The sequence below is a fragment of the Pedococcus sp. P1_H8 genome, assembly GCF_056405175.1.
In genome coordinates, this window is record NZ_JBFUCP010000013.1 from 47046 (window position 1) to 70747 (window position 23702).

The following is a 23702-nucleotide window of genomic DNA, read 5'->3' on the forward strand; positions in this document are numbered from 1 at the left end:
CCACACAACCACCCCCACCCGCGGAGCGCAACAGGGGGGTTTGCGTAGGTCAGGCCCGGGGTAGGGACAGGATGCCCGGACGCGATCGATCCTGCGCCGGACTTCCCATCTTCAGGAGCACCCGTGTCCAACGATGCCATCGTCATCCTTCGCGCCGACCACAAAGAGGTCCGCGCCCTGTTCCGCGAGTTCGAGAAGCCGAGCACCACGAAGCCCCGCAAGGGCACGATCGTGAAGAAGGTCATCGAGCTGCTCACGGTCCACACCTACATCGAGAACGAGGTCATGTACCCCGAGGTGCGTCGACTGCTGCCCGACCTCGAGGACGACATCCTGGAGTCCTACGAGGAGCACCATGTCGCCGACGTCCTCGTGATGGAGCTCGCTGCCCTCAAGCCCGGTGATGAGCGGTTCGAGGCCAAGACGACCGTGCTCATCGAGAACGTCCGTCACCACATGGAGGAGGAGGAGCAGGACTGGTTTCCCAAGGTGCGCGAGGGCCTCAGCCGTACGCAGCTTCGCGAGCTCGGTGACCAGCTGCTGGTGGCCAAGAAGCGGGCCCCCCACTCCCCGACCCAGCCGAGCGCCCTCAAGAAGGCCGTCGACGCGGTCGTGTCCTGAGCCTGAGCGTCGCGCAACCCTTGGGCGAAGACCGTGACCTGCAGGCGCTCCTCGAGGACCTGGCCAACACCCACGACCAGGTGAGCACCACACTCGCACCGCAGACCGGGACCGGGTTCGTCCCGCGGGCCGACCAGATCCTGACCGTCATCGCCCCGGAGGGCGGACAGGTGAGCGACCTGTTCTGGTTCAGCGCCGGGCGGCGTGTGCAAGCCCATCGAGTACCTGGTGAAGGACGACGTCGCGGTCCGATCGGCCGGAGGGTGATACTGGCGGCATGCAGCCACCCATTCCGCGCGAGGCCACCGAGGCGTTTGCCTCCCTTGCCAAGCTCGTCTACGCGGGAACCGAGTCAAATGAGGTCCTCGACGCCATCTGCCGGGTCGCCGTCGAGATCATCCCCGGAGCCGACCACGCGTGCATCTCGACGCTCGACGGGAACCAGAAGCTCCAGACCCAGGCCTCCAGCGACGACGTCGCGAGCACCATGGACCGGCTCGAGTCCGAGGCCGGCGAGGGCCCCTGCCTCGACAGCATCCTCGAGGACTCTGTCCAGCACGACGCGGACATCACCACCGCGACCAAGTGGCCGCGGCTCGCCGAGCTGACCCTCGCCCGCACACCCGTCCGGGGAATGGTGGGCTACCAGCTGCTGGAGGGCCTCGGGGCCCGAGCTGCCCTCAACGTCTTCTCGGACACCCCCGGTGCCTTGACCGACGAAGCGGCCGACGTGGGCGTCGTGCTTGCCGCTTTCACGTCCGTCGCCCTGGCGGCCACCGAGCACCGGGCCACTGCTGAGAGTCTCCGGCGTGGGCTCGACAGCAACCGCGAGATCGGGAAAGCCGTCGGGCTGCTCATGGCCGCGCACTCGGTGAGCGACCAAGAGGCCTTCCATCTCCTGCGGAGTGCCTCGAACCGCACCAACACCAAGCTCGCCTCCCTCGCAGAGGAGATCAACGCGACCCACCGCAAGGGCCTGGCCTGACCGCCGAAGGCGTCACCAGGCATGCGCGTGTCCGTTTTATCCGTTTCTTGCGAACCATCTGCGGGTAGGGAGTGCTCGACGCGTCGTCCGCTTCCAACAGCGCGGGGCGGGCGACGCGTCCCGGGGCAGTGTGCCCGGCCACCTCGGTCCTGGAGCGCTCCTACGTCCTGAGCAGCCGGTCCCAAGCGGTCCGGCTGAGCGCCCGGCGGAGCCCACCGGTCAGACGCGCGTTCGCGCCCATGGCCGCACGAGCCGCGTTCCAGCCGCAGGCGCCGTGGACTCCGCCGCCGGGGTGGGCGGAGGCGCCGGCGAGATAGAGCCCCGGCACCGGCGTCTCGGGGCGGCCCAGACCGGGGGTGGGACGGAACACGAGCTGCTGGTGCAGTCCTGCGGTCCCTGCGTTGATGGCTCCGCCGAACAGGTTGCGGTTCTGAGCCTCCAGGTCCCCCGGGCCCTGCACGTGCCGCGCCACCTGGCTGTCGCGGAACCCAGGTGCCACTCGCTCGACCGCAGCCTCGATCCGCTCCACGTGGTCGGCCAACCGCTCCCCTGACCAGTCCTCGCCCTGCGGGACGTGGCTGTAGGCCCAGGCCGACTCCGTGCCTTCAGGGGAGCGCGTGGCATCGGAGGTGGTCATCTGCCCGAAGAGGATGAACGGCCGCTGCGGTGTGCGCCCCACCGTCAGGTCGGCGGCGAAGTCGACGAAGCCGTCGTTGTCGACGCCGAGGTGCACGGTGCCAGCACCCCTCGCGGCACCGGCCGTCCAGGGCACCGGCCGGTCGAGCGCCCAGTTCACCTTCACGGTGGCGTGGTCCCACTGGAACCTCCCCAAGTCACGCTGAAGTCGGGCGGGGAGGGGGTGATCGGCCAGCAGGTCACGGTAGAGAGAGGTGGCTGGCACGTCGGCGAGGACCGCGCGGCCGGCCCGCAGGAGGGTGCCGTCAGCGAGCCGGACACCTGTTGCGCGGCCACCAGCGGTGGTCACTGCCGTGACCGCGGTGCCGGTGATGACGCGCACTCCCCCGCTTTCCGCGCGACGACGAAGGGCGGCCGCCAGCTCGCCCGCCCCACCTTGCGGCACGGGGAACCCGACGTCCTGGCCGAGCATGCACAGCAGCCAGCCGAACATCCCACTCCCGGCGGCGTCCGGAGCCAGGTCGCTGTGCAGGGCGTTGCCGGTCAGCAGCAGTCCGGCGCCCTGACCGGAGAACCGCTCCTGACCGAGCCGACGGCTGGGGGTGATCGCAAGGCGGGCGAAGTCGAGCGTGTCCGCGGCACCGAGTCGGCGCAGCATCCGGGTGGCCGAGACGACCGGAGGAAAGGGCGTGAACAACGCGTCCAGCAACGGGTCGCGAATCCGGTCCCAGCCGCGCACCAGCTCCAGCCAGGCCTCCCCGTCACCGGCGGCCTCCGCCTCGAGGCCGGCCGCGGTGTCCTCGGCGCGTGAGCAGAGAAGGGCTGCGGTGCCGTCGTCGAGCGCATGGGCCAGCACGTGCGGTGCACGGCGCCAGACCAGACCGTGCTCTTCGAGGTGCAGGTCGCGGATGATCGGGCTCGCTGCCGCCAGCGGGTAGAACGCGCTGAACAGGTCGGTGACGTAACCGGGCGCCGTCACCTCGGCGCTGCGGACCGCTCCACCCACCTCGTCGTTGGCCTCGACCAGGACGACGTCCCACCCCGCGTCGGCCAGGGCGATGGCGGCCACCAGGCCGTTGGGCCCCGCCCCGATGACGACCGCATCCGCTGTGCTCACGGGCCTGCTTCCCTCTCGCTGCAGAAACGCTGGTGCGCCCACTGTGTCATCGCAGGACGCCGAGCACGATGAGGACCTGGCCGAGGTGGTAGGTCACCATCACCGTCACTGGCCCGAACCGGCGAGCCCGGACGAACCGGTCCAGCGCCAGGACCGCGTCGCTCACCATGAAGACCGTGGCCCCCAGGGCCACGAGCAGGTGCCCCGTCGCCCAGGCCGTGACGACCATGACGCCGATGACACCCATGTATGCCGCGACGGCGCCTGCCAGCACCAGCCCCCCTTCGGCGCGCGCCGCCGGGACCACCCGGCGACCCACCACCGCGACCAGGGCGACGACGAGCGCCAGCCCGACGAACCCGAGGCCGGCACGCGGAATACCCAGGTGGGCGAAGGCGACCACGAACGCCAGGTGGGCGGCCAGGAAGCTGGCGAGTCCCACGATGAATCGCGGGTCGCTGTCGGAGAGGAGGGCGACGTCTCCGGCCAGGCTGAGTCCCAGTGCCACCAGCAGCCACCGACCGGCGGTGGTTTCGGGGGCACCCAGCGACCACGCCGCCACGATGAGCAAAGCCAGGACGAGCGGCTTGAGGACCCACTCGCGTCGGCGGCCACGCACCGCGACGGACCACCAGTCGAGCGGTGCAGCGACCGCGAGGGCAGCGAGGCTGGTCGACGCGAGGGCGGGCACGGGCCCAGCGTGGCAGACCCTCAGTGGTGGTACTGGTGCATCACGGCGTGACCTCGGCCACGGGCGATGAGCCAGCGGTTCACCGGCACAGTCACGACGAAGGCAATGGCCAGGGAGGCAAGCAGGGTGCCCCAGAACAACGCGCTGGCGAGGCCGGCCTCCATCGCCCCGGGAATGGCGATCACGAACGCGTTGTCGACCAGCTCCATGACCGAGATGGAGATGGTGTCTGACGCGAACGCGACGCCGATGGCCGCCGCGAACGGCAGGCCGGCCCGCAGCACCGGCCGCAACGCCAGCGAGTAGCCGAAGACGAACGCCAGCGCGACCGACAGGACGACGGTGGCGACGTTGCTCCAGCCCAGCGCTGAGCCGATCACCATCCCGAGGATCTCGCCGATGGCACAGCCGGTGAGGCAGTGGAGGGTGGCGCTCACCGCCTGCCGCCACAGGGAGTCCGTCATCACCTGACTGTGCTCGTGCTCGCTCATGACGTGGCCAACCATACCCCCTATGGGTATATTCCACTCGTCGTCGGCCGGTGCAGCTGGCTACCTGTGAGGCAGTGCGGCGACCCGGGTCAGCAGCCGTTGGGTCTCGTCCCCGGTCAGCCCGACGTGCAGGTCGCTCAGCAGGGTCCGCAGCTCGCCCTCGGCGAGGTCGTGGTGCTCCGTCGGCTGGCCGGGCCGGCGAACCGTCACGGCCTCGTGGGTGACCGTCACGTGCCGGTCGGGCAGGTGGCGGGTGAGGATGAGCCCGTGCCGGAAGTGCGACGTCGGGTAGGTGCTGGTGAAGTGGTGCCCCGCCCGCAGGTCGACCTGCTGGACCGGCAGCTCGTCGGTGGTGTGCATGAGCTCCCATGCCCCGTCCCGCCGACGCTGCAGCTCCCACGTCGGGCCGCCGGCCTTTGTCTCGCGCCGCTGGAGGCGGTAGGCCCAGCCCCCGTGATCCTCCTGCGCGCCGTCCTCGAGGCGGATCGGGTGCACCAGGCTCAGGCCGAACCCGGGGTCGGCGAGCCAGGGCGATCCCTCGACCTGGACCGCGAGCACGCAGTGAGTCCGAGCGGACGCGGTCACCTCGCCGACCCGTGCGAGCCGCCGCTGCACGTCGTAGCCCAGAGCGGCGAGGACGGCGCCGAAGAGGGTGGCGTGCTCGAAGCAGTAGCCGCCTCGACCACGTCCGACGAACTTGGCCTGGACGTCGGGCAGCTCCACACCGGGGTGCTGCTCCAGCAGGACGTCGATGTTGTCGAAGGTGAAGGTGCGTACGTGCGCTTCGTGCAGGGCCTGCAGCGCGGCCAGGTCGGGCGTCTCGACCCGGACCCCGACCCTGGTGAGGTAGCCGTCGAGGTCCACCGCCCCGGCGCTCACCGTGGCTCCGGTCCGTGAAGACCGAGGGCGACGTCGAAGACATGGGCCATCGCGGCATACCCGGCGTCGTTGGGGTGGAACTTGTCCGCCGCCAGCCTGCCGCGCCAGCTGCGCGGGCCGTGGGCACGCATGTCGGCCACGACGAGGCGACCGTCGTGTTCGCGCCGACGCAGCACCGCCTCGACCCGGCGCGCCTCACGGTGCGGGTTGGGCAGGTTGGCCACCACGGCGCCCTCCGGGAGGCCGTCGAGCAGCTCGGTGAAGCGCTCGGTCAGTCCGGTCCGCAGGCGCGGGGAGACGACGTCGTTGGACCCGATCACCACGGTCACCAGATCGGGGGTCAGCCCGGCGTCCATCAGGTCGCGCAGGGCCGGCAGCTGCTGGTCGATGGCGTCCTGCACGCGGGCGCCGGTCACGGACAGGTTGACGACGCGGTGCGGACGACCCGCGGCGGCGAGGTGGTCGGCGAGCTGCCCGACCCAGCCCCGGTCGGGACTGGAGGCGCCGATCCCCTGGGTCATCGAGTCGCCCAGGGCAACCCACAATGACGGCGACGCCAACCCTTCCTGCGCCAGGGCCACCGCATTGGCGGCGCGCCACGCAGCGGCATAGGGCTCGGTCTGGCTGCGCACGCGGGCAACACCGGGCAGCACGGTCGACAACATCCTCATGACTGCACCCGGCGGACGCTCACTGGTGTTGTCGTACTCGAACGCGATCGCCACGTCCGCATGCTACGTCGAGGCGGCCCCCGGTCGTGGCCACCGTGGTCGAGGCACCCCTGAGCCCCGCACCCGCGACCACGACCGACCCCCTACGGCCCGGCGGTCCCCCTTGGGTGAGTCGCCGCTTCGTGAAGGGTTCCACGGGTGCGGGTGGCGCGAGTAGTGTCAAAAGCGGAACTTTGGCGCGTCATTGCGGGGGCGGCTGTGGGGGATCAAGACCTGGTGCGGCTCAGTGTTGAAGCTGCCCACCTGGCGATGCGCGGCCAGCCGTTCGGCGACCTCGTGGCGGACTGCGTCCAGCGCCAGCTGCGCGCCGACGTCGGCGCAGGGCTGACCACGTGGGTCGTCGTGCCGGACGGGGCCGATCGCGTCACGGTGGACGTGGCCGGCCACGACCCCGTGGATGCGAACCACCTCGAACGCGCCAAGGCGGCGATGCCTGAGCACCCGTCGTTCAGCCAGGGTCTGCCCGTGCTGGCGACGCACCGGGTCAGCGACCTGACGGCGATGGGCCCGTTCTGGGATTCCGAGCCGTACCAGGCGATGCACGGCTTCTGCGGTGGGCGCTACCCCGCCGCCCTCACCCTCCTGGCCACCCCCACCACGCTGGTGTTCCTCGGCGTCCACCGCAGCCGTCAGGACTTCAGCGACGACGACATGCGTCGCCTCGACCTGGTCCGTCAGCCCTTGGCGGGCGCGCTGGCCTTCCGCCACCAGCTCGAGAACGCCACCCGTCGACTCCAGACGATGCTGCCGCCCACCGTGACCTTCACCGACCGTGAGGCAGAGGTCCTGGCCCTGGTCGCGCAGGGCTGGACCGACCGGCGGATCGCCCATCGCCTCGGCATCACCGAGCGAGGCGTGCGCAAACGGGTGGCGACGGCACGGGAGCGCGTCGGTGCACAGAGCCGCTCCCAGGCCGCCGCGCTCTGGTCCAGGCTCAACCCCTGAGCGACCACGTCCAGAGGTGGAACCGGAGGGGCTTTCGGCTCCTCACCCACGTCTGGGCGTGCCCGCAGCTGATACAGGTCTCAGTGGGGACAAACGTCGAGTACCGACATCTCTGACACACAAACGTGGCCACATGGAAGACCCTATGACCCGACCAGACCCACTCAAGGCAAAGCAGGCAACACCACCCGTTCAGCCGATCTGCTCCTCCCCCACCCGTCCGACTGCCCCAGTGCCTATCTACCCATCTACCCAGTGCCCATAGCGGGTGCGCGCCCAGTCTGCGCCCGTCAGGGTGACAGGGTGAGCTGGGCGCGGTGGTGCGCGTAGTGCAGGACCGGGTAGGCGTAGACGTCAGCCAGGGTCATGGACGGTGCGAAGTACGGGTCCCAGCTGGTCGGAAACGCCATCCCCCGGCGCAGCCGCTCCTCCGGCTCGTGCTCGAGGCCGGCGACCAGGTGGTCGATGGTCCGGTCGCACAACCTCCCCATGCGGGAGTGGTTGAACACCAGCGCCCCACCGCACGAACCCGCGTAGTTGACCCAGTGGAACGGCCACCGCCCAGCATCCAGCAGCCGGGCGAACCCGCGTCCGACCCACGGCGGCAGCACCGACATCACGCGAACCAACGGCAGCAGCCGGCGCACGACGAGGAACCCGAACACCATGTGGAACAGCAGCTGCTCGTTGGTCCACCGGGTCCCGTTGGTCCGCGCTCGCAGCCGGGCCGGCGTCGCGGTCGCGGTCGCGGTCGAGGTCGCGGTCGCGAGCAGCTGGTGCAGGTCGACTCGGCACGCGGTGAGGTCGGCGACGATGGCGCCCCGGTCCACGACGTCAGCGCCCTGCCCTGCGGTCATCGTTCGCGTCGAACCATCAGGGCAGGTGCCGGTCCAGGCGACGCAGCAGCGACCCGACCACCGGCCAGTCCTGCGCACCCGCCCGCATCACCCGACCGCGGACCACGGCGACTGCGCGGCGCACCATCACGCCCGGGGTTCGGTGACCGCTGTCAGCGGCGGAGCGCGCGCGCCGGTTCAGCCAGCGCGCGCAGCCTGCGCAGACCCCGACCTCGGGGTGCGTCCCGAGCCGGGTCAGGTCCTGCTCGTCGAACGCGTTGCCGCAGCACCAGCAGGACGGGCGCTCCACCTGTTCCCGCTCAACTGCCGCCTGTGCTGCCATGACCCCATCGTCACCCCGACACCACCCTGATGACCAGAGGTTCGCCCGTGCGGCTCTGTGGCTCCGCGGGTGCTACTTGGGTGGGGCGCTACCGGGGTCGGGCGCTGCGCTGTGTCAGGGCGGCGGGCGAGCTGGGGCACCCAGCGACGTACAACACCGTCACGTCCACGGACACACCCTCATCATCCGTCAGCTGACGTGGATGCTGGGCCGCTGCGCCGGGTCTGGTTCGACCTTGCGGATGATCTCGCGGACGACGGGGGGTGTGTCGCCCCGGCCCAGGAGCAGGTACCGCACCAGGTGCGCGACGGGTGACCCTTCGGCCCACTCGAAGTGGCAGTGCGGGTGCAGCCCCGTCGCGTCCCGCAGCGCGAGCAGGACCGCGGCGATGGCGTTCGGTGCGGCCGGGCTGGCCAGACGCAGGATGCGGTATCCACCCACGTCGACGCCGCGCACGCGAAGGACGTCGCTGAAGTCGGACGGGTCGTCGATGTCGACCTCGAGGAACAGCACGTCCGAGCGCCCGGGGACCGGGTTCATGGACCGCTGTTCGGCTTCCTTGGCCACGTACTCGGCCTCGTCGCCGGCCTGGCGCTTGTTGGCGATGAGGTTCAGCAGACCGTCGTGGGCCACGGATTCCTCGATGAACCGGCGAGCTGGCTCGTCGAACTCGATGTGTTCGACGCGCAGCTCCGTGGTCCGGCTGATGCGGGAGATGAGGGAGACCACGATGATGCCGAGGATGAACAGGGCCGAGATGGCGATGCCGTCGGGCTTCTCGCGGATGTTCTCCACCAGGGCGTACAACAGGATGAGCGTCAGGACGGCGAACCCGGCCGCAGCGACCTTCTGTCGGTGCCGGTAGGCGGAGATGGTGACGGCCACCGCGCCCGAGACCATCATGGCCAGGATTCCGGTGGCGTAGGCGCCGGCCTGGGCGTTGACGTCGGCCCCGAACGCGATGGTGATGACGATGCAGATCACGGTGTAGACGAGCACGACCGGGCGCACAGCCCGGCCCCACTCGGGCGCCATGCCGTACGCGGGCAGGTAGCGAGGCACGATGTTGATCAGGCCCGCCATCGCGGAGGCGCCCGCGAACCACAAGATCAGGATGGTGCTGATGTCGTAGACCGTGCCGAACCCGTCACCGAACAGCTCGTGCGCCAGGTAGGCCAGCGCGCGGCCGTTGGCCTCACCACCAGCCTTGAACTCCTCCTTGGGGATGAGCATCGTGGTCACGAAGCTCGTGGACAGCAGGTAGACGGACATGATGAGGGCCGCCCCGGCCAGCAGCTTGCGGGTGTTGCTGATCCGGGCGGCCAGCTTCTCCTTGGCGCTCTCGCCGTCCGCTGCCACCAACGGCATCATCGAGACGCCGGTCTCGAAGCCGGACAAGCCGAGAACCAGCAGCGGGAACGCGATGACAGCCGGACCGATGGCCCCACTCAGGCCGCCGCTGTCCGACAGGGCCGACGTCCACCCGGACAGGGCGCCGTCGGTGCTGAAGACCTCGACCAGGCCCTTGACGACGACGACGGCGTTCAGGGCCAGGAACACTGTTACGAGCGGGATGGCGACGCTGACCGCTTCGCTGAAGCCGAGCAGGAACACCCCGCCCAGGACCAGGAGCAGGAAAATGGTGATGGCCACCGCGTGCCCGTGCAGGGCGTCGGGGAAGAACGGGGACTCCAGCACGTGCACGGACGCGTCCGCGGCGGACAGGGTGATGGTGATGATCCACGACGTGGCCACGAACCCGAGCAGGACCAGCACGAAGACCTTGCCGCGCCAGAACGGCAGCAGGTCCTCCAGCATGGCGACCGACCCCTGGCCGTGGGGGCTCTCCCGGGCGATGCGGGAGTACATCGGCAGCATGCCCAGCAGGGTCAACAGCACGATGAGCAGCGTCGCCAACGGCGACAGCGCCCCGGCGGCCAACGCCGCGATGCCGGGCAGGTAGGCCAGGGTGGAGAAGTAGTCGACCCCGGTCAGGGTCATCACCTTCCACCACGCGTGCGGCTTCGCGTGCTCCTCGCCGGACTCCGGCCCCACCGGTTGCACGCGGTGCTCGAGCAGCCACTTGGCTCCGGGCCGGGTTGACTCCGTCCGGGTGGCGGGGCTCGGCACCCGGGCAGGCATGACCAAGCGGTCAGAAGCGTCCATGTCGTCTCTCTGCAGCGCGAAAGGTGGGTCGCCGCCACCCTACGGGCGCCCCGGCCGTCTTCCCGAATCCCCCCATACACATTCAGAAAACGAAGAAGACCAGACGACAAGCACGTCTGGTCTTCTTCGTTTTGTGGAGCTGAGGGGATTCGAACCCCTGACCCCTTCCATGCCATGGAAGTGCGCTACCAACTGCGCCACAGCCCCGGTCTCCCGAGTGGGACATCCCCCGAGGGGGACTGCGGAAGTTTACCCAGTACCCCCACCCAATCTCCAAATCGGGGCGGCGTCCGCGCTCAGACCTCAGGCCGATGCGTTCCAGGCCTGGATCCGCCAGCCGTTCTCGGCCTCGACGACCTCGGCCCAGTGACAGTTGCCGAACCCGCCCAGCACCCGCCAGGCGGTCAGCCGGTCGAGGTCGACCAGCTCGGCGATGACCACGCGGCCGGTCACTCCGTGCGTCGCCACCACGGCCGTCTGCCCCGCCGGAAGTCCGTCGAGCAGGTCGTCCAGGGCGGCGCGGACCCGCTGCGCCACGTCCGAGAGCGACTCCCCGTCGACCCCGCGCACGAAGTCCTCGCCGCGCAGGTGTCGCAACCGCTCCTCCGGGAACTCGCTGCTCACCTGTTCGCTGGTCATGCCCGCCCACTGACCCACGTGGATCTCACGCCACCGCGCGTCATAGCTGATCGGCAGGCCACAGGCCTGCGCGACCTCCGCGCCGGTCTCCGCCGCCCTCTTCAGGTCGGAGGCAACGACCACGGAGGGCGCGTATGCCGCGAGCGCACCGGCCGCTGCCCGCGCCTGTTCGTGGCCGAGTGAGGACAGGTCGCTGTCGACCTGTCCCTGCCAGACGCCCCGAGCGTTGTCGTCGGTCTGGCCGTGCCTCAGCACGATGATGCGGCGACGACCAGACGTGGTCGGGGCGGTCGAGGCCGAGGCCTCGCCGCTCATGCGTCCCGGCGCTTGGGCACGCCGAGGTCGATCTCGGGGCAGTCCTTCCAGAGCCGCTCGAGCTCGTAGAACTCGCGCTCCTCGTCGTGCTGGACGTGGACGACGATGTCGCCGAAGTCGAGCAGCACCCATCGGCCGTCCCGCTCCCCCTCGCGGCGGATCGGCTTGGCGCCCTTCTCGCGGAGCTGGTCCTCGACCTCGTCGACGATGGCGCCGACCTGTCGGTCGGTGCTCGCCGAGACGATGACGAACACGTCGGTCAGGGCGAGCTGTTCGCTGACGTCGATGCCGGCCACGGTGGTGGCCAGCTTGTCGTCGGCAGCTTTGGCGGCCGTCATGGCCAGGTCAAGGGATCGTTCGGTGGCGGGCACTGCTCTCCTACGTTCGTGCCGGTGCGCCGGCAGGTGAGCCGGCGGCATACAGGCGGTATTTGTTGACGTACTGGACGACGCCGTCGGGCACGAGGTACCAGACGGGTTCGGCGCGCTCGACGCGCGCTCGACAGTCGGTGGAGCTGATCGCCATGGCGGGCACCTCTTGCAAGGTCACCCGGTCGGCGGGGAGGCCGGACTCCGACAGGACGTAGCCCGGCCGGGTGACCCCGACGAAGTGGGCGAGGTCGAACAGCTCGTCGGCGTCCTTCCAGGACAGGATCTGGGCCAGCGCGTCGGCGCCGGTGATGAAGAACAGCTCGGCATCGGGCCGCTCGCGGTGCAGGTCGCGCAGGGTGTCGATCGTGTAGGTGGGGCCGGGGCGGTCGATGTCGACCCGGCTCACCGTGAAGCGCGGGTTGGACGCTGTCGCCACCACCGTCATGAGGTAGCGGTGCTCCGGCGCGCTGACCTCGCGCTCGTCCTTCTGCCAGGGCTGGCCGGTGGGGACGAAGACGACCTCATCGAGCCCGAACCGGGTCTGGACTTCGGAGGCGGCCACCAGGTGGCCGTGATGGATCGGGTCGAACGTCCCGCCCATCACTCCGAGGCGCATGGTCAGTGGTGGCTGCCCTGGTGGTCGGTGTGCGCCCCGTGGCTGTCGTGCTGGTGGCCACTGCCGTGCGTGGCGTGGCCGACGGCGTGCTTCTGGGCCGTGCCGCGGAAGGCCCACAGGACGCCCAGGAGGGCGAGGAACGAGACGAACGCGATGACCCCGAACGCATAGGGGGACATCGGCAGCTCGCGAGTGTGCTCCTCGGCGACGACGACCAGGTTCGGCAGGGACACAGGCGACAGAGACAACGACATGGGCCTCAGCGTACCCGCCACCGGGGCAACGGCCGTGACCATCGCCGCCCTTGCCTCGCAGGCGCACGCTCTCCGCCGATCCGTGGCGGAACTATCGGGGATCTCTCGCAGATCTGTCACGGATCCGTCAGGGATCCATCAGGGATCTGTCCACGGATGTTGTGCACAGGGGTGTGCACAACATCCCTTGCGAGCACGGCCGGGTGTGGACAACGGTGTGGGAAACCGGTGGACGAAAAAAGTTTCGCGAAACCTATTGCGGCGCAATGGATGCGGCGAATAGAAATCTCTCACGCGCTCCGGTCGGAGGGTCGAAACGGGGAGACCCGGACGGCCGTGAGACAGGAGCACAGGTCAACCGGATAACGGACGACCGCCTCGACCGGGTTCGCTCGGACGAGGTCCTCGAAGCCTTCGGGCTGACAGGTCCGCGGGCGACGCCGCGGAGGAATGCCGGGCCCGTTGACCAGATCGCATCGCCGTGGTTGCACCGGTTCGCCGGAGCAGGCAGGGCGCCATCGTCGCAGTGGCCACAACGTCCGGTTCGCCGGAGGACGTGGGCGATCGACAGGGGCAGGGTCGTGGCCGGTTCGCCGGCCAAGGAACTGCACCACCCCGTGGGGAGAGTCGTCACCTCGGTGACGGCAGCACCCGCACCGTGGGAAGCCACGCCGCTTCGGTGGCGTGGGGACCCGCACCCGTGGGGAGAGTCGTCACCTCGGTGACGACAGCACCCGCACCCGGGGATCCACCCAGCAGCCGGCTCTGCCAGCGGCCGGGAGGATCTCCACCGAGGGCCCCTCGAACTCATACTTCGAGGGGCCCTCACCCTTTCGGGGGAGCCCCGCCGCGAGCGCTCCGGTGCCGGTGGCCAGGCACGTAACCTGTCCTCATGGCCCCCGAGCTCAGCATCGTCGTCCCCGTGTACAACGAGGAGGCCGTGCTGCCCCTGTTCGCAGCCCGCCTCCGGCCGGTCGCCGACGGGCTCGGCACGACGTACGAGGTCGTCACGGTCGACGACGGGAGCGATGACCTGTCACCGGCGGTGCTGCTGCGCATGCGGCGCGACTGGCCCGAGCTGCGCATCGTGCGGCTGCGCGCCAACGCCGGCCACCAGGCGGCCATCTCCGCGGGGCTGGCGAGCGCCCGTGGCGCCTACGTCGTGACTCTCGACGCCGACCTGCAGGACCCGCCAGAGGTCATCCCCCAGATGCTTGCCCAGGCGCGTGCCCAGCGAGCAGACGTCGTCTACGGCGTGCGGTCGGACCGGTCCAGCGACTCGCCGTTCAAGCGCCTCAGCGCCCGGGCCTTCTACCGCCTCATCCGACTCCTCTCGGGCACCCACGCCCAGGTCGATGCAGGTGACTACCGGCTCATGTCCCGAGCCACCGTCGACGCGATCAACTCACTCCCGGAGCACCACCGGGTGCTGCGGTTCGTCGTACCGACCCTCGGGTTCCCGTCGACCTCGGTGACCTACCGTCGTGGCGAGCGCGCAGCCGGCCGGTCGAAGTACCCGCTCTCCACCATGATCCGGCTCTCCCTCGACAGTGTCACCGGGTTCTCCACCGCTCCCCTGCGGGCTGCCACCTGGTTGGGGCTGCTCGGTGGACTCGGGGCGTTCGGCCTGCTCGGCTACGCCCTGGTCGGCAGCGCCCTGGGCCGCACGCTCCCCGGGTGGACGTCCATCGCCGTCGCCGTCGCCGGGGTCGGTGCCGTGCAGCTGCTGTGTCTGGGAATCCTCGGCGAGTACGTCGGGCGCATGTATGCCCAGCTGCAGGCCAGGCCGACCTACTTCGTCGCCTACGACTCGCTCACCGGACCCGTCACCCCTGCCGACGAGCCCCTTCCGCCCGCAGACGGGTCCGCCAGAACCGCACCCGCACCCGCACCCGCACCCGCACCCGCACCCTCGGCCGCACGCCGTTCCTAGGCGCGTACCTGTCCGTCGCCCTCGACGATCCACTTGGTCGTGGTGAGCTCAGGCAGGGCCATCGGCCCGCGGGCGTGCAGCTTCTGGGTGGAGATCCCGATCTCCGCGCCGAAACCGAACTCTCCCCCGTCGGTGAACCGGGTTGACGCGTTGACCATGACGGCAGCGGCGTCGACCTCGCTGGTGAAGCGTCGGGCGGCCGCGCGGTCCTCGGTCACGATCGCCTCGGTGTGCCCCGACCCGTAGGTCCGGATGTGGTCCATGGCCGCGTCCAGGTCGGGGACCACGCGGACGCTCATCTCCAGTGCGAGGTACTCGGTGCCGTAGTCCTCCTCCGTGGCGGCCTGGTGGGCAACCCCGGCAGCATCGGCCGCCGCGCCTGAGGCGTCGTCGGTGTGCAGGACCACGCCGGCACCCGAGAGCTCGGCCAGCACCTTGGGCAGGAAGTCCGCCGCGACCGCCTGGTGGACCAGCAACGACTCGGCCGCGTTGCAGACGCTCGGTCGGTGGGTCTTGGCGTTGACGGTGATGGCCAGGGCCTTGGCGAGGTCGGCCGCGGCATCGACATAGACGTGGACGATGCCCACCCCGGTCTCGATCACCGGCACGGTCGACTCGGTCACGACGGTCTGGATCAGTCCGGCACCGCCGCGCGGGATGATCAGGTCGACCAGTCCCCGGGCGGTGAGCAGCGCCCGCACGGCGTCGCGCCCGCCCTCGAGCAGGGTGATGGCGTCGGCCGGGAGTCCGCGCGCCTCGAGGCCAGCCCGCATCACGTCGACCAGCGCCCGGTTCGTGGACTCTGCGGCCGAACCACCCCGGAGGATGACGGCGTTCCCGGACTTCAGGCCCAGCCCCGCCGCGTCGACGGTCACGTTGGGTCGCGCCTCGTAGACCATGCCGACGACCCCCATCGGCACCCGCACCTGGCGGATCTGCAGACCGTTGGCCAGGGTCGAGCCCCGGACCACCTCCCCCACCGGGTCGGGCAGGGCGGCCACGTCACGCAGCGCCTGGGCCACGGCGGCGACCCGCTGCGGGTCGAGGGCCAGGCGGTCCAGCAAGCCCTGCGGCATACCCGAACTGCGGCCGCGCTCGAGGTCCTCGGCGTTGGCGGCCACGACCTGGTCGGTGGCGGCGTCGAGGGCGTCCGCGAGCGCGTGCAGCGCGGCGTCCTTGTCAGCGCGCGAGAGCAGCGCCAGCCTGCGGGAGGCCGCGCGAGCGGCGCGGGCCGCGGTCGCGACCTGCGCGACGGCGGCTTGGTCGATCTCAGCCATACCCCAAGGGTATGCCGCGTGGCCACGCCAGCCACGCGCCCGTCCAGCAAGCCGGGTGGGACGCTTTCGACGACGCTATGCACTGCCCCAGACGTCTGGGGCAATGCATAGCCTCCCCACCCTGCCCCGCGCGGCTCGCTGGTTGAATGCTGGCGTGAGCATCCTGTCGATCCAGTCCTCCGTCGCGTACGGCCACGTCGGCAACAGCGCCGCCGTCTTCCCGCTCCAACGGCTCGGGGTCGAGGTCTGGCCCGTCCACACGGTGCACTTCTCGAACCACACCGGTTACGGCGAGTGGCGCGGGCCCTTGCTGCCCGCCGACGACGTCCGCGCGGTCCTGCGAGGTGTGGAGGAGCGCGGCGCCTTCCCGGGGGTCGACGCGGTGCTGTCCGGCTACCAGGGCGGCGAGGACATCGGGGACGTGATCCTCGACGCCGTGGCGCGGGTCAAGGCGGCCAACCCCCTCGCGATCTACGCCTGCGACCCGGTGATGGGCAATGCCAAGAGCGGCTGCTTCGTCCACCCCGCGATTCCTGTCCTGCTGCGCGAGCGCGTGGTGCCGGCTGCCGACCTCATCACGCCCAACCAGTTCGAGCTGGGCTACCTCACCGGCACGCAGCCGCGGACCATCGAGGAGACGCTGGCCTCCGTCGAGCTCGCGCGGGACCTGGGCCCGGCGACCGTGCTGGTCACGAGCGTCGAGCGTCCCGACGCCCCAGCCGACACCATCGAGATGCTGGCCGTCACCGACGACGGCGCGTGGATCGTGCAGACGCCGCGACTGGCCATGAAGGCCAACGGTTCCGGCGACGTCACGGCCGCCCTGTTCACCGCCCACCTGCTCTCGACGGGCGACCCGGCGGTGGCCCTGGCCCGGACGTCGAGCAGCGTGTTCGACCTGCTCCAGAACACCTTCGACTCCGGCGATCGCGAGCTCCAGCTGGTCCAGTCGCAAGAGACCATCGCCGCGCCGCGGATGCAGTTCGAGGTCACCCGGCTCCGCTGACGGACAAGCGCAGGCGCAGCCGCCTACAGGATCACGAGGTCGTCGCGGTGGACGACCTCACGCTCGTACTCGGGCCCGAGCTCCTTGGCGAGGTCGCGGGTCGAGCGCCCGAGCATGCCGGGCAGCTCTGCCGAGCTGTAGTTGACCAGGCCACGACCGACCACGCGTCCCTCGGGTGCGCACAGGTCGACGGGATCACCGTCGGAGAAGGTGCCCTCGACCCCGGTGATCCCGGCGGGCAGCAGCGAGGTGCGCCGCTCGGTGACCGCACGCACCGCGCCGGGGTCGAGCAGGAGCCGGCCCATCGGCGTCGTGGCATGGGCCAGCCACAGCTTGCGGGAGGTTCGACGCGAGCCGGTCGGCACGAAAACCGTGCCGACGTCGTCGCCGGCGAGGGCCTGCTCGACCTGCGCTGCGCTGGTGAGCACGGTGGTGATCCCCGCCGCGTTCGCGATGGAGGCCGCCTCGACCTTGGTGACCATACCGCCGCTGCCGACGCTCGAACCGGTGCCACCGATCGTGATCGCGTCCAGACCCGCACCACCGACCACGGTCGGCACCCGCTGGCTGCCCGGACGGCTGGGCGGCCCGTCATAGAGCGCGTCCACGTCGGTGAGCAGCACGAGACCGTCGGCGTGCACGAGGTGCGCCACCAGGGAGGCGAGCCGGTCGTTGTCCCCGAACCGGATCTCGTGGGTGGCCACGGTGTCGTTCTCGTTGACGATGGGCACGATGCCGAGCTCGAGCAACCGGTCGAGGGTGCGGCGGGCGTTCGTGTAGTGCGACCGCCGGGTCATGTCGTCGGCCGTGAGGAGCACCTGCCCGACCGTGAGCCCGTGGGCACCAAAGGCCCGCTGGTATGCCGCGACGAGGGCTCCCTGCCCCACGCTGGCTGCCGCCTGCTGCGTCGCGAGGTCCCACGGACGCTTGGTCAACCCGAGCGGGGCGATCCCTGCCGCGATGGCACCCGAGGACACCAGCACGACCTGTTGCCCGGCGTGGCGCCGCTTGGCGAGGACGTCGACCAGGGCGATGAGCCGCCCTTCGTCGAGGGCTCCTCCCCCGACGTCGGTCAGGCTCGACGAACCGACCTTGACCACGAGGCGCCGGGCGCGCGCCACCTCGCCCCGGCGGTCAGCCGCGCTCATTCCTCGGTGTCCTCGTCCTTCGCAGTGGCCCAGTGACCGGCCCGACGCTCGGCGGCGAGCTCGGCGCGGGCAGCGGTCTTGGCCGCCCGACGGTCGGCGTAGTCCGCGCGTTTGTCGTCGCGGGTGGGCCGGGCCTCGGGCTCGAGGCGCAGGTCGGTGCCCCGGGCGCCGAGCATCTCGGCGCCCGCCACGAGGGTGGGCTCCCAGTCGAAGACGACCGCGGCGTCCTTCGGGCCGATGAGCACGGTGGCTCCGGCCACCGCCCCTGCGGCGAACAGCGCCTGCTCGACGCCGGCCCGCCCGAGCCGGTCGGCGAGGTAGCCGACGGCCTCGTCGTTGGAGAAGTCGGTCTGGCGGACCCAGCGGGTGGGCCGCTCACCGTCGATGCGGAAGACCTCGCCGTCCGGAGTGTTCTCACGGATGACCTTGAAGCCGGTGTCGTCAACCGACTTGGGCCGGATCACGATGCGCTGCGGGGTCGCCGCTGCGGCGGCCTCGATCTCGGCCCGGGCCGCCTTGACCTGACGAGCCATGGCGAAGGTCAGCTCGCGGAGTCCGGTGTGGGCGACGGCGGACACGACGAACACCTCGATGCCGCGCGCCTCGAGGTCGGGCTTGACCATCTCGGCGAGCTCGTTCGCATCGGGGACGTCGGACTTGTTGAGCACCACCATGCGGGTGCGCTCGGCCAGCGGGCGGCCACCCAGGGTGGCATCGATCACGTACTGGGCGAGCTCGCTCTCGATGACGTCGAGGTCGGTCATCGGGTCGCGGCCGGGCTCGAGGGTCGCGCAGTCGATGACGTGCACGAGGACCGAGCACCGCTCGACGTGGCGCAGGAACTCCAGCCCCAGCCCCTTGCCCTCGCTGGCGCCGGGGATCAGCCCGGGGACGTCCGCGATGGTGAACCGGGCGTCACCGGCCTGGACCACGCCGAGGTTGGGCACCAACGTGGTGAACGGGTAGTCGGCAATCTTGGGACGCGCGGCGGACAGCACCGACACGAGCGAGGACTTCCCTGCGGAGGGGAACCCGATCAGCGCGACGTCAGCAAGCGACTTGAGCTCGAGCACGATGTCGAGGGCGTCGCCGGGCTCGCCGAGCAGCGCGAAGCCGGGCGCCTTGCGACGGGCCGACGACAGGGCCTTGTTGCCGAGCCCACCGCGACCACCCTTGGCAGCGATGAACTCACCGTCGAGCCCGACGAGGTCCATCAGCACCTCCCCGGAACCGTCCTTGACGACCGTGCCCTCAGGGACGGGCAGCACCAGGTCGCCACCGTCGGCGCCGTTGCGCTCGTCACCGGCGCCGGGCTTGCCGTTGGTCGCCTTGCGGTGGGGGTGGTGGTGGTAGTCCAGCAGCGTGGTGGCGTTCGGGTCGACGCGCAGGATGACGTTGCCGCCACGCCCGCCGTTGCCACCGTCCGGGCCTCCGAGCGGCTTGAACTTCTCGCGCTTGACGGAAGCCACTCCGTGTCCGCCGTCGCCGGCAGCGACGTGCAGCACGACGCGGTCGACGAACGTGGTCATGGGGGCTCCTCTGGTCTGTAAGGGAATTCTAGGTAAAGACGTGCGGAGGGGGCGGGCCCGTGTCGGGCCATGTTGACGACCTTGCGCCGACGCTTCGTGCCGAACTGGACGTTGCCCGCGACGAGCGCGAACAGCGTGTCGTCGCCGCCACGGCCGACGCCGTCACCGGGGTGGAAGTGCGTGCCACGCTGGCGGACGAGGATCTCGCCCGCGTTCACGAGCTGGCCGCCGAAGCGCTTGACGCCGAGGAACTGTGCGTTCGAGTCGCGACCGTTACGGGTCGAGGACGCACCCTTCTTGTGTGCCATGTCAGTACCTGCCTATGTCTTGTTCTGGTCCGAAACTCAGGCGTCGATCGAGGTGATCTTGACCTGGGTCAGGTGCTGACGGTGGCCCTGACGCTTGCGGTAGCCGGTCTTGTTCTTGTACTTCATGATCGTGATCTTGGGGCCCTTGGCGGCCTTGACGACCTCAGCCTTGACGCTGACCTTGGCGAGCTTGGCAGCGTCGCTGGTCACGGTCGAGCCGTCGACGACGAGCAAGGGGGTCAGGTCGATGCTGTCGCCAGCCTTGCCGCTGACCTTGTCGATGATGAGGACGTCGCCCACGGAAACCTTCTCCTGGCGACCACCAGCGCGAACAATCGCGTACACGTGGAACTCTTTTCTACTTCGGAAGGCACGCGCTCTCTGTCTGACCAGCCAGCAGCTACCCGCGCTGTGATTCAACTCAGCCGCGGACGCCGGATGGTGGGCGCACCAAGGATGAAGATTACCGGCTAGGGGCCTTGCCGACCAAACCGGCGGTCGTGCGGCACACCGACGGGTCATCCGCCGGTATGCCGCACGGCTCAGGCCTGCTCTGCCGTCGCCTCCGCGGCGGGCTCGCCGTCGGCGTCGCCGGCGCCGGCGCGCGGTGGGCCTGCCGGGGCCACGACGCGGCCGCGCTTGCGTCGCTTCGGGGCCAGGGCCACCGGCTCGGGAGCGAGCTCGCGGACCGGCTCGGGCGCCGTCAGCGTCTCGGGGGCGACCTCGGGGGCGACCTCGGCAGCAGGCTCAGGGAAAGCTTCGGGAGCGGTCTCCTGACCAGGCTGGTCGGGCTGCTCCTGCTCGATGTCCTCGTGCACCTCGACGACCGGGGCGTCCTGCCCGACCTCGTCGTGGTCGTCGTGGTCGTGGTCGTCGTCGTGGTGGTGGTGGTCAGCGGACTTCAGGGCCGCCGCGTGGGCAGCTGCGGCGATCTGGGCGGGGGTCGGCCCGGTGTGGACCGGCTGCGGCGCAACCTCTGCCTCGGGGGCCGGGGAACCGGACCGTCCGCGACGGCCGCGGCCGCTGCGGGAGTTCTGGCCGCTCGAGCCGGCCCCACCCTGGCTGCCACCACCGCTGTCACGGCTGTCACGGCCATCACGGCTGTCACGGCTGTCACGACCATCGCCACCGGACGACCTGTCGACCGGGTCGGCGTGGACGATGATGCCGCGGCCACCGCAGTGCTCGCAGTTCTCGGAGAAGACCTCGATGAGGCCCGACCCGACGCGTTTGCGGGTCATCTGGACCAGGCCGAGCGAGGTCACCTCGGCGACCTGGTGCTTGGTCCGGTCGCGGCCCAGGCACTCCAGCAGTCGGCGCACCACGAGGTCGCGGTTGCTCTCCAGGACCATGTCGATGAAGTCGATGACGATGATGCCGCCGATGTCGCGCAGCCGGAGCTGGCGGACGATCTCCTCAGCCGCCTCGATGTTGTTCTTGGTGACGGTCTCCTCGAGGTTGCCGCCCGAGCCGACGAACTTGCCGGTGTTGACGTCGACGACCGTCATCGCCTCGGTGCGGTCGATCACCAGGGAGCCACCCGAGGGCAGCCAGACCTTGCGGTCCATGGCCTTGGCGATCTGCTCGTCGACGCGGTAGTGGGTGAACAGGTCCTCCTCGGAGGTCCACTTCTGGAGCCGCTCCGCGAGGTCGGGGGCGACATCGCCGAGGTAGTCGCTGATCTCGCCGTAGGCCTGGTCGCCGGCGACCACGAGGGAGGTGAAGTCCTCGTTGAAGACGTCGCGGATGACCCGGACGGTGAGGTCCGGCTCGCCGTGGACGAGGGACGGGGACCCGCCCTTGGCCTTGCCCTTGGAGTCGGCCTTGCCCTTGATCTTGTCCCACGTCTTGGTGAGGCGCTCGACGTCGGCGCGCAGCTCCTCCTCGCTCGCCCCCTCGGCAGCAGTGCGCACGATGACGCCGGCGCTGTCCGGCACGACCTCCTTGAGGATGCCCTTGAGGCGGCTGCGCTCGGTGTCGGGGAGCTTGCGGGAGATGCCGGTCATCGAGCCCTCGGGCACGTAGACGAGGTAGCGGCCCGGGAGCGAGATCTGGCTGGTGAGCCTGGCGCCCTTGTGACCGATGGGGTCCTTGGTGACCTGCACGAGGACGGTGTCACCGGACTTGAGGGCGTTCTCGATGCGCTTGGGCTGGTTGTTCTCCAGGCCTGCGGCGTCCCAGTTGACCTCACCGGCGTACAACACGGCGTTGCGGCCCTTGCCGATGTCGACGAAGGCGGCCTCCATGGACGGGAGCACGTTCTGGACCCGGCCGAGGTAGACGTTGCCCGCCATCGACACGTTGGTCTCGCGCGACACGTAGTGCTCGACCAGGACGTTGTCCTCGAGCACACCGATCTGGGTGCGGCCCTCGCGCTCGCGGACAACCATCACGCGCTCGACGCTCTCGCGACGGGCGAGGAACTCGGCCTCGGTGATGATCGTGCGACGACGTCCGGCTTCGCGGCCCTCGCGGCGACGCTGCTTCTTGGCCTCGAGGCGGGTGGAGCCCTTCACGCTCTGCGGCTCGTCGCGGCGCGACTCACGCACGCGGGTCACGGTGCCGGGCGGGTCGTCCCCCTCGGCCGAGGAACCGCTGCGGCGACGGCGACGGCGACGACGGCTCGACGACGCGTCGCCGTCACCGCCCTGGTCCTCGGTCGCGTCGGAGTCAGGGCCCTCGGACGACGAGTCGTCGTCCTCGTCGGAGCTGGCGCCCGCGTCGGAGTCCGCCTGACCGCGGCCGCGGCCGCGGCCCTTGCCGCCACGGCGGCGCCGACGGCGACCGCCTTCGGAACCACCCTCGGCGTCGTCGCCTGCCTGGCCGTCTTCGTTCTGGCCGTCCTCACCCTGGTCGGCCTGCGCGGTGTCCTCGGTGCGGTCGGCAGCATCGCCGCCGTCCCGAGCGGTTGCGTCACCCTGGGCGCCGGCCTGCTGCCGGGCTCCACGGCCACGGCGGCGGCGCGGTGCGGGAGCCTCCTGCACCTCGACGGCCTCGTCTGCACCGTCGGTCTGGTCTGCGCCTTCCCTGTCGGCCTCGGCGGCAGGGAGGGCCTCGGCGACCTGCGGCGGTCCCGCGGCCTTGGKGGCCGCGCGGCGGCGCGTCGGCCGGGCGGCCGCGGGGTCGGGCGCCTGGAACACCACGCCGAAGCTCGGCACGGCAGCGGCAGTCGCTGCGGCCTCGTCCTGCGCCGCGTCGTCCTCAGGCGTTTCGTCCTCGGGGGTTTCTTCCTCGGGAGCCTCGATGGCCTCGTCGATGGTCTCCTGCAGCACGGGCTCGGCCGTGGCGCGCGTCGCCCGACGGGACCGGGTCCTCGAGGCCCGTGCCGGTGCCGCAGGCTCGGTGTCGGCGTTGGTCTGGTCGGCAGCGGTGGTCTGGTCGGCAGCGGTGGTCTGGTCGGCAGCGGTGGTCGCGTCGGCAACGGTGGTCGCGTCGGCGGCGGCCTTGGCGGCCTTCTTGGGAGCCGCCTTCTTGGCGGTGGCCTTCTTGGCAGTCTTCTTCGCAGCCGCCTTGGCGGTCTTCTTCGCCGCGACCGGCGCGTCGCTCAGGGCGTCGGCATCCGTCTCGGGGGAGCCGAGGGCGGCGTCCAGGGCGAGGACGTCCTGCGCCACAGCAGCGGAACCGGTGTCGGTGGACTCGACAGGTGCCGGGGCGGACGCCTTCTTGGTCGCCCGTCGGGCCCGCTTGCGGGCCGGTGCCGGGGTGCTCACCCCGTCGTCGCCCGCAGGCTCGTGCGTGGAGGTGTCCGAACCTTCTGAGGGGTTCGAGTTGAACAGGTCTTCGTTGGAGGCCATCCGTGGCGCCCTTCCGTCACCCACGGGCGAAGGCCACACCGAGAATCCGGAAGGACTCTCCCATCGGCCAC

The 23702-nt window shown here is 70.6% G+C and carries 23 protein-coding genes and 1 tRNA gene; 5 read left to right on the forward strand and 19 right to left on the reverse strand.

What is annotated here, in order from left to right; all coding sequences use genetic code 11:
* Positions 1–123 precede the first annotated feature (123 nt).
* Together AC1DYG_RS17015 and AC1DYG_RS17020 are read left to right on the forward strand one after the other, a co-directional pair.
* Entirely contained in the window at positions 124–621 is a 498-nt protein-coding gene (locus AC1DYG_RS17015) for a hemerythrin domain-containing protein (RefSeq protein ID WP_477641058.1), read from the forward strand.
* Between the two features lie 277 nt (positions 622–898).
* Positions 899–1606 (forward strand): GAF and ANTAR domain-containing protein, encoded by a 708-nt coding sequence (locus AC1DYG_RS17020; RefSeq protein ID WP_477641059.1) that lies wholly within the window; start codon positions 899–901, stop codon positions 1604–1606.
* A gap of 160 nt (positions 1607–1766) precedes the next feature.
* Here AC1DYG_RS17020 and AC1DYG_RS17025 read toward each other — a convergent pair whose 3' ends face one another.
* The 5 genes from AC1DYG_RS17025 to AC1DYG_RS17045 form a co-directional block, all read right to left on the reverse strand.
* Positions 1767–3359: a phytoene desaturase family protein gene (locus AC1DYG_RS17025; RefSeq protein WP_477641060.1), complete on the reverse strand. Its 1593-nt coding sequence runs from the start codon at positions 3357–3359 to the stop codon at positions 1767–1769.
* A gap of 46 nt (positions 3360–3405) precedes the next feature.
* Positions 3406–4050 (reverse strand): lysoplasmalogenase, encoded by a 645-nt coding sequence (locus AC1DYG_RS17030; protein WP_477641061.1) that lies wholly within the window; start codon positions 4048–4050, stop codon positions 3406–3408.
* 20 nt (positions 4051–4070) lie between these two features.
* Complete coding sequence (locus AC1DYG_RS17035; RefSeq protein WP_477641062.1) at positions 4071–4514, reverse strand: DUF4396 domain-containing protein; 444 nt, start codon at positions 4512–4514, stop codon at positions 4071–4073.
* A gap of 87 nt (positions 4515–4601) precedes the next feature.
* A complete protein-coding gene (locus tag AC1DYG_RS17040; RefSeq protein WP_477641063.1) occupies positions 4602–5420 on the reverse strand; it encodes an arylamine N-acetyltransferase family protein in 819 nt (272 codons plus the stop codon).
* Positions 5417–6145: an SGNH/GDSL hydrolase family protein gene (locus tag AC1DYG_RS17045; protein ID WP_477641064.1), complete on the reverse strand. Its 729-nt coding sequence runs from the start codon at positions 6143–6145 to the stop codon at positions 5417–5419. Before AC1DYG_RS17045 ends, AC1DYG_RS17040 begins: the two co-directional genes overlap by 4 nt.
* 222 nt (positions 6146–6367) lie before the next feature.
* On the opposite strand from AC1DYG_RS17045, the gene AC1DYG_RS17050 reads away from it, so the two are divergent.
* Positions 6368–7096, forward strand: a complete 729-nt coding sequence (locus AC1DYG_RS17050; RefSeq protein ID WP_477641065.1) for a helix-turn-helix transcriptional regulator — start codon at positions 6368–6370, stop codon at positions 7094–7096.
* A gap of 290 nt (positions 7097–7386) precedes the next feature.
* Here AC1DYG_RS17050 and AC1DYG_RS17055 read toward each other — a convergent pair whose 3' ends face one another.
* The 8 genes from AC1DYG_RS17055 to AC1DYG_RS17090 form a co-directional block, all read right to left on the reverse strand.
* Positions 7387–7953, reverse strand: coding sequence for a DinB family protein (locus tag AC1DYG_RS17055; RefSeq protein ID WP_477641066.1), 567 nt, complete (start codon positions 7951–7953; stop codon positions 7387–7389).
* A 16-nt stretch (positions 7954–7969) separates the two neighbouring features.
* The gene (locus AC1DYG_RS17060; protein ID WP_477641067.1) at positions 7970–8275 is read right to left on the reverse strand and encodes a hypothetical protein; all 306 of its coding nucleotides are present in this window, start codon (positions 8273–8275) and stop codon (positions 7970–7972) included.
* Positions 8276–8464: 189 nt separating this feature from the next.
* Complete coding sequence (locus AC1DYG_RS17065; RefSeq protein ID WP_477641068.1) at positions 8465–10441, reverse strand: APC family permease; 1977 nt, start codon at positions 10439–10441, stop codon at positions 8465–8467.
* 134 nt (positions 10442–10575) lie between these two features.
* Positions 10576–10648 (reverse strand) — tRNA-Ala (locus AC1DYG_RS17070).
* A 96-nt stretch (positions 10649–10744) separates the two neighbouring features.
* Positions 10745–11395: a histidine phosphatase family protein gene (locus AC1DYG_RS17075; protein ID WP_477641069.1), complete on the reverse strand. Its 651-nt coding sequence runs from the start codon at positions 11393–11395 to the stop codon at positions 10745–10747.
* The gene (gene rsfS, locus AC1DYG_RS17080) at positions 11392–11766 is read right to left on the reverse strand and encodes a ribosome silencing factor (RefSeq protein ID WP_082592622.1); all 375 of its coding nucleotides are present in this window, start codon (positions 11764–11766) and stop codon (positions 11392–11394) included. The genes AC1DYG_RS17075 and rsfS overlap by 4 nt, the downstream gene beginning before the upstream one ends.
* A 7-nt stretch (positions 11767–11773) precedes the next feature.
* Entirely contained in the window at positions 11774–12382 is a 609-nt protein-coding gene (gene nadD, locus AC1DYG_RS17085; RefSeq protein WP_477615369.1) for a nicotinate-nucleotide adenylyltransferase, read from the reverse strand.
* 2 nt (positions 12383–12384) lie between these two features.
* Positions 12385–12636: a hypothetical protein gene (locus AC1DYG_RS17090; protein ID WP_477641070.1), complete on the reverse strand. Its 252-nt coding sequence runs from the start codon at positions 12634–12636 to the stop codon at positions 12385–12387.
* Between the two features lie 892 nt (positions 12637–13528).
* Between AC1DYG_RS17090 and AC1DYG_RS17095 the strand changes: the two genes are divergently transcribed.
* Entirely contained in the window at positions 13529–14569 is a 1041-nt protein-coding gene (locus AC1DYG_RS17095; protein WP_477641071.1) for a glycosyltransferase family 2 protein, read from the forward strand.
* On the opposite strand, the gene AC1DYG_RS17100 is transcribed toward AC1DYG_RS17095, so the two are convergent.
* Positions 14566–15846: a glutamate-5-semialdehyde dehydrogenase gene (locus AC1DYG_RS17100; RefSeq protein ID WP_477641072.1), complete on the reverse strand. Its 1281-nt coding sequence runs from the start codon at positions 15844–15846 to the stop codon at positions 14566–14568. The two genes, AC1DYG_RS17095 and AC1DYG_RS17100, sit on opposite strands and share 4 nt — an antisense overlap.
* Positions 15847–16000: 154 nt before the next feature.
* Here AC1DYG_RS17100 and pdxY point away from each other — a divergent pair, with 154 nt between their 5' ends.
* A complete protein-coding gene (gene pdxY / locus AC1DYG_RS17105) occupies positions 16001–16852 on the forward strand; it encodes a pyridoxal kinase PdxY (RefSeq protein WP_477641073.1) in 852 nt (283 codons plus the stop codon).
* Between the two features lie 23 nt (positions 16853–16875).
* On the opposite strand, the gene proB is transcribed toward pdxY, so the two are convergent.
* The 5 genes from proB to AC1DYG_RS17130 all read right to left on the reverse strand — a co-directional run bounded on the left by proB (position 16876) and on the right by AC1DYG_RS17130 (position 23631).
* The gene (gene proB, locus AC1DYG_RS17110) at positions 16876–18000 is read right to left on the reverse strand and encodes a glutamate 5-kinase (protein ID WP_477641074.1); all 1125 of its coding nucleotides are present in this window, start codon (positions 17998–18000) and stop codon (positions 16876–16878) included.
* Entirely contained in the window at positions 17997–19529 is a 1533-nt protein-coding gene (gene obgE, locus AC1DYG_RS17115; RefSeq protein ID WP_477641075.1) for a GTPase ObgE, read from the reverse strand. Before obgE ends, proB begins: the two co-directional genes overlap by 4 nt.
* Positions 19526–19837 (reverse strand): 50S ribosomal protein L27, encoded by a 312-nt coding sequence (gene rpmA / locus AC1DYG_RS17120; RefSeq protein ID WP_477641076.1) that lies wholly within the window; start codon positions 19835–19837, stop codon positions 19526–19528. The genes obgE and rpmA overlap by 4 nt, the downstream gene beginning before the upstream one ends.
* 36 nt (positions 19838–19873) lie before the next feature.
* The gene (rplU, locus tag AC1DYG_RS17125) at positions 19874–20182 is read right to left on the reverse strand and encodes a 50S ribosomal protein L21 (protein WP_140741724.1); all 309 of its coding nucleotides are present in this window, start codon (positions 20180–20182) and stop codon (positions 19874–19876) included.
* Between the two features lie 197 nt (positions 20183–20379).
* Positions 20380–23631: an Rne/Rng family ribonuclease gene (locus tag AC1DYG_RS17130; protein WP_477641077.1), complete on the reverse strand. Its 3252-nt coding sequence runs from the start codon at positions 23629–23631 to the stop codon at positions 20380–20382.
* Between the last annotated feature and the right edge of the window lie 71 nt (positions 23632–23702).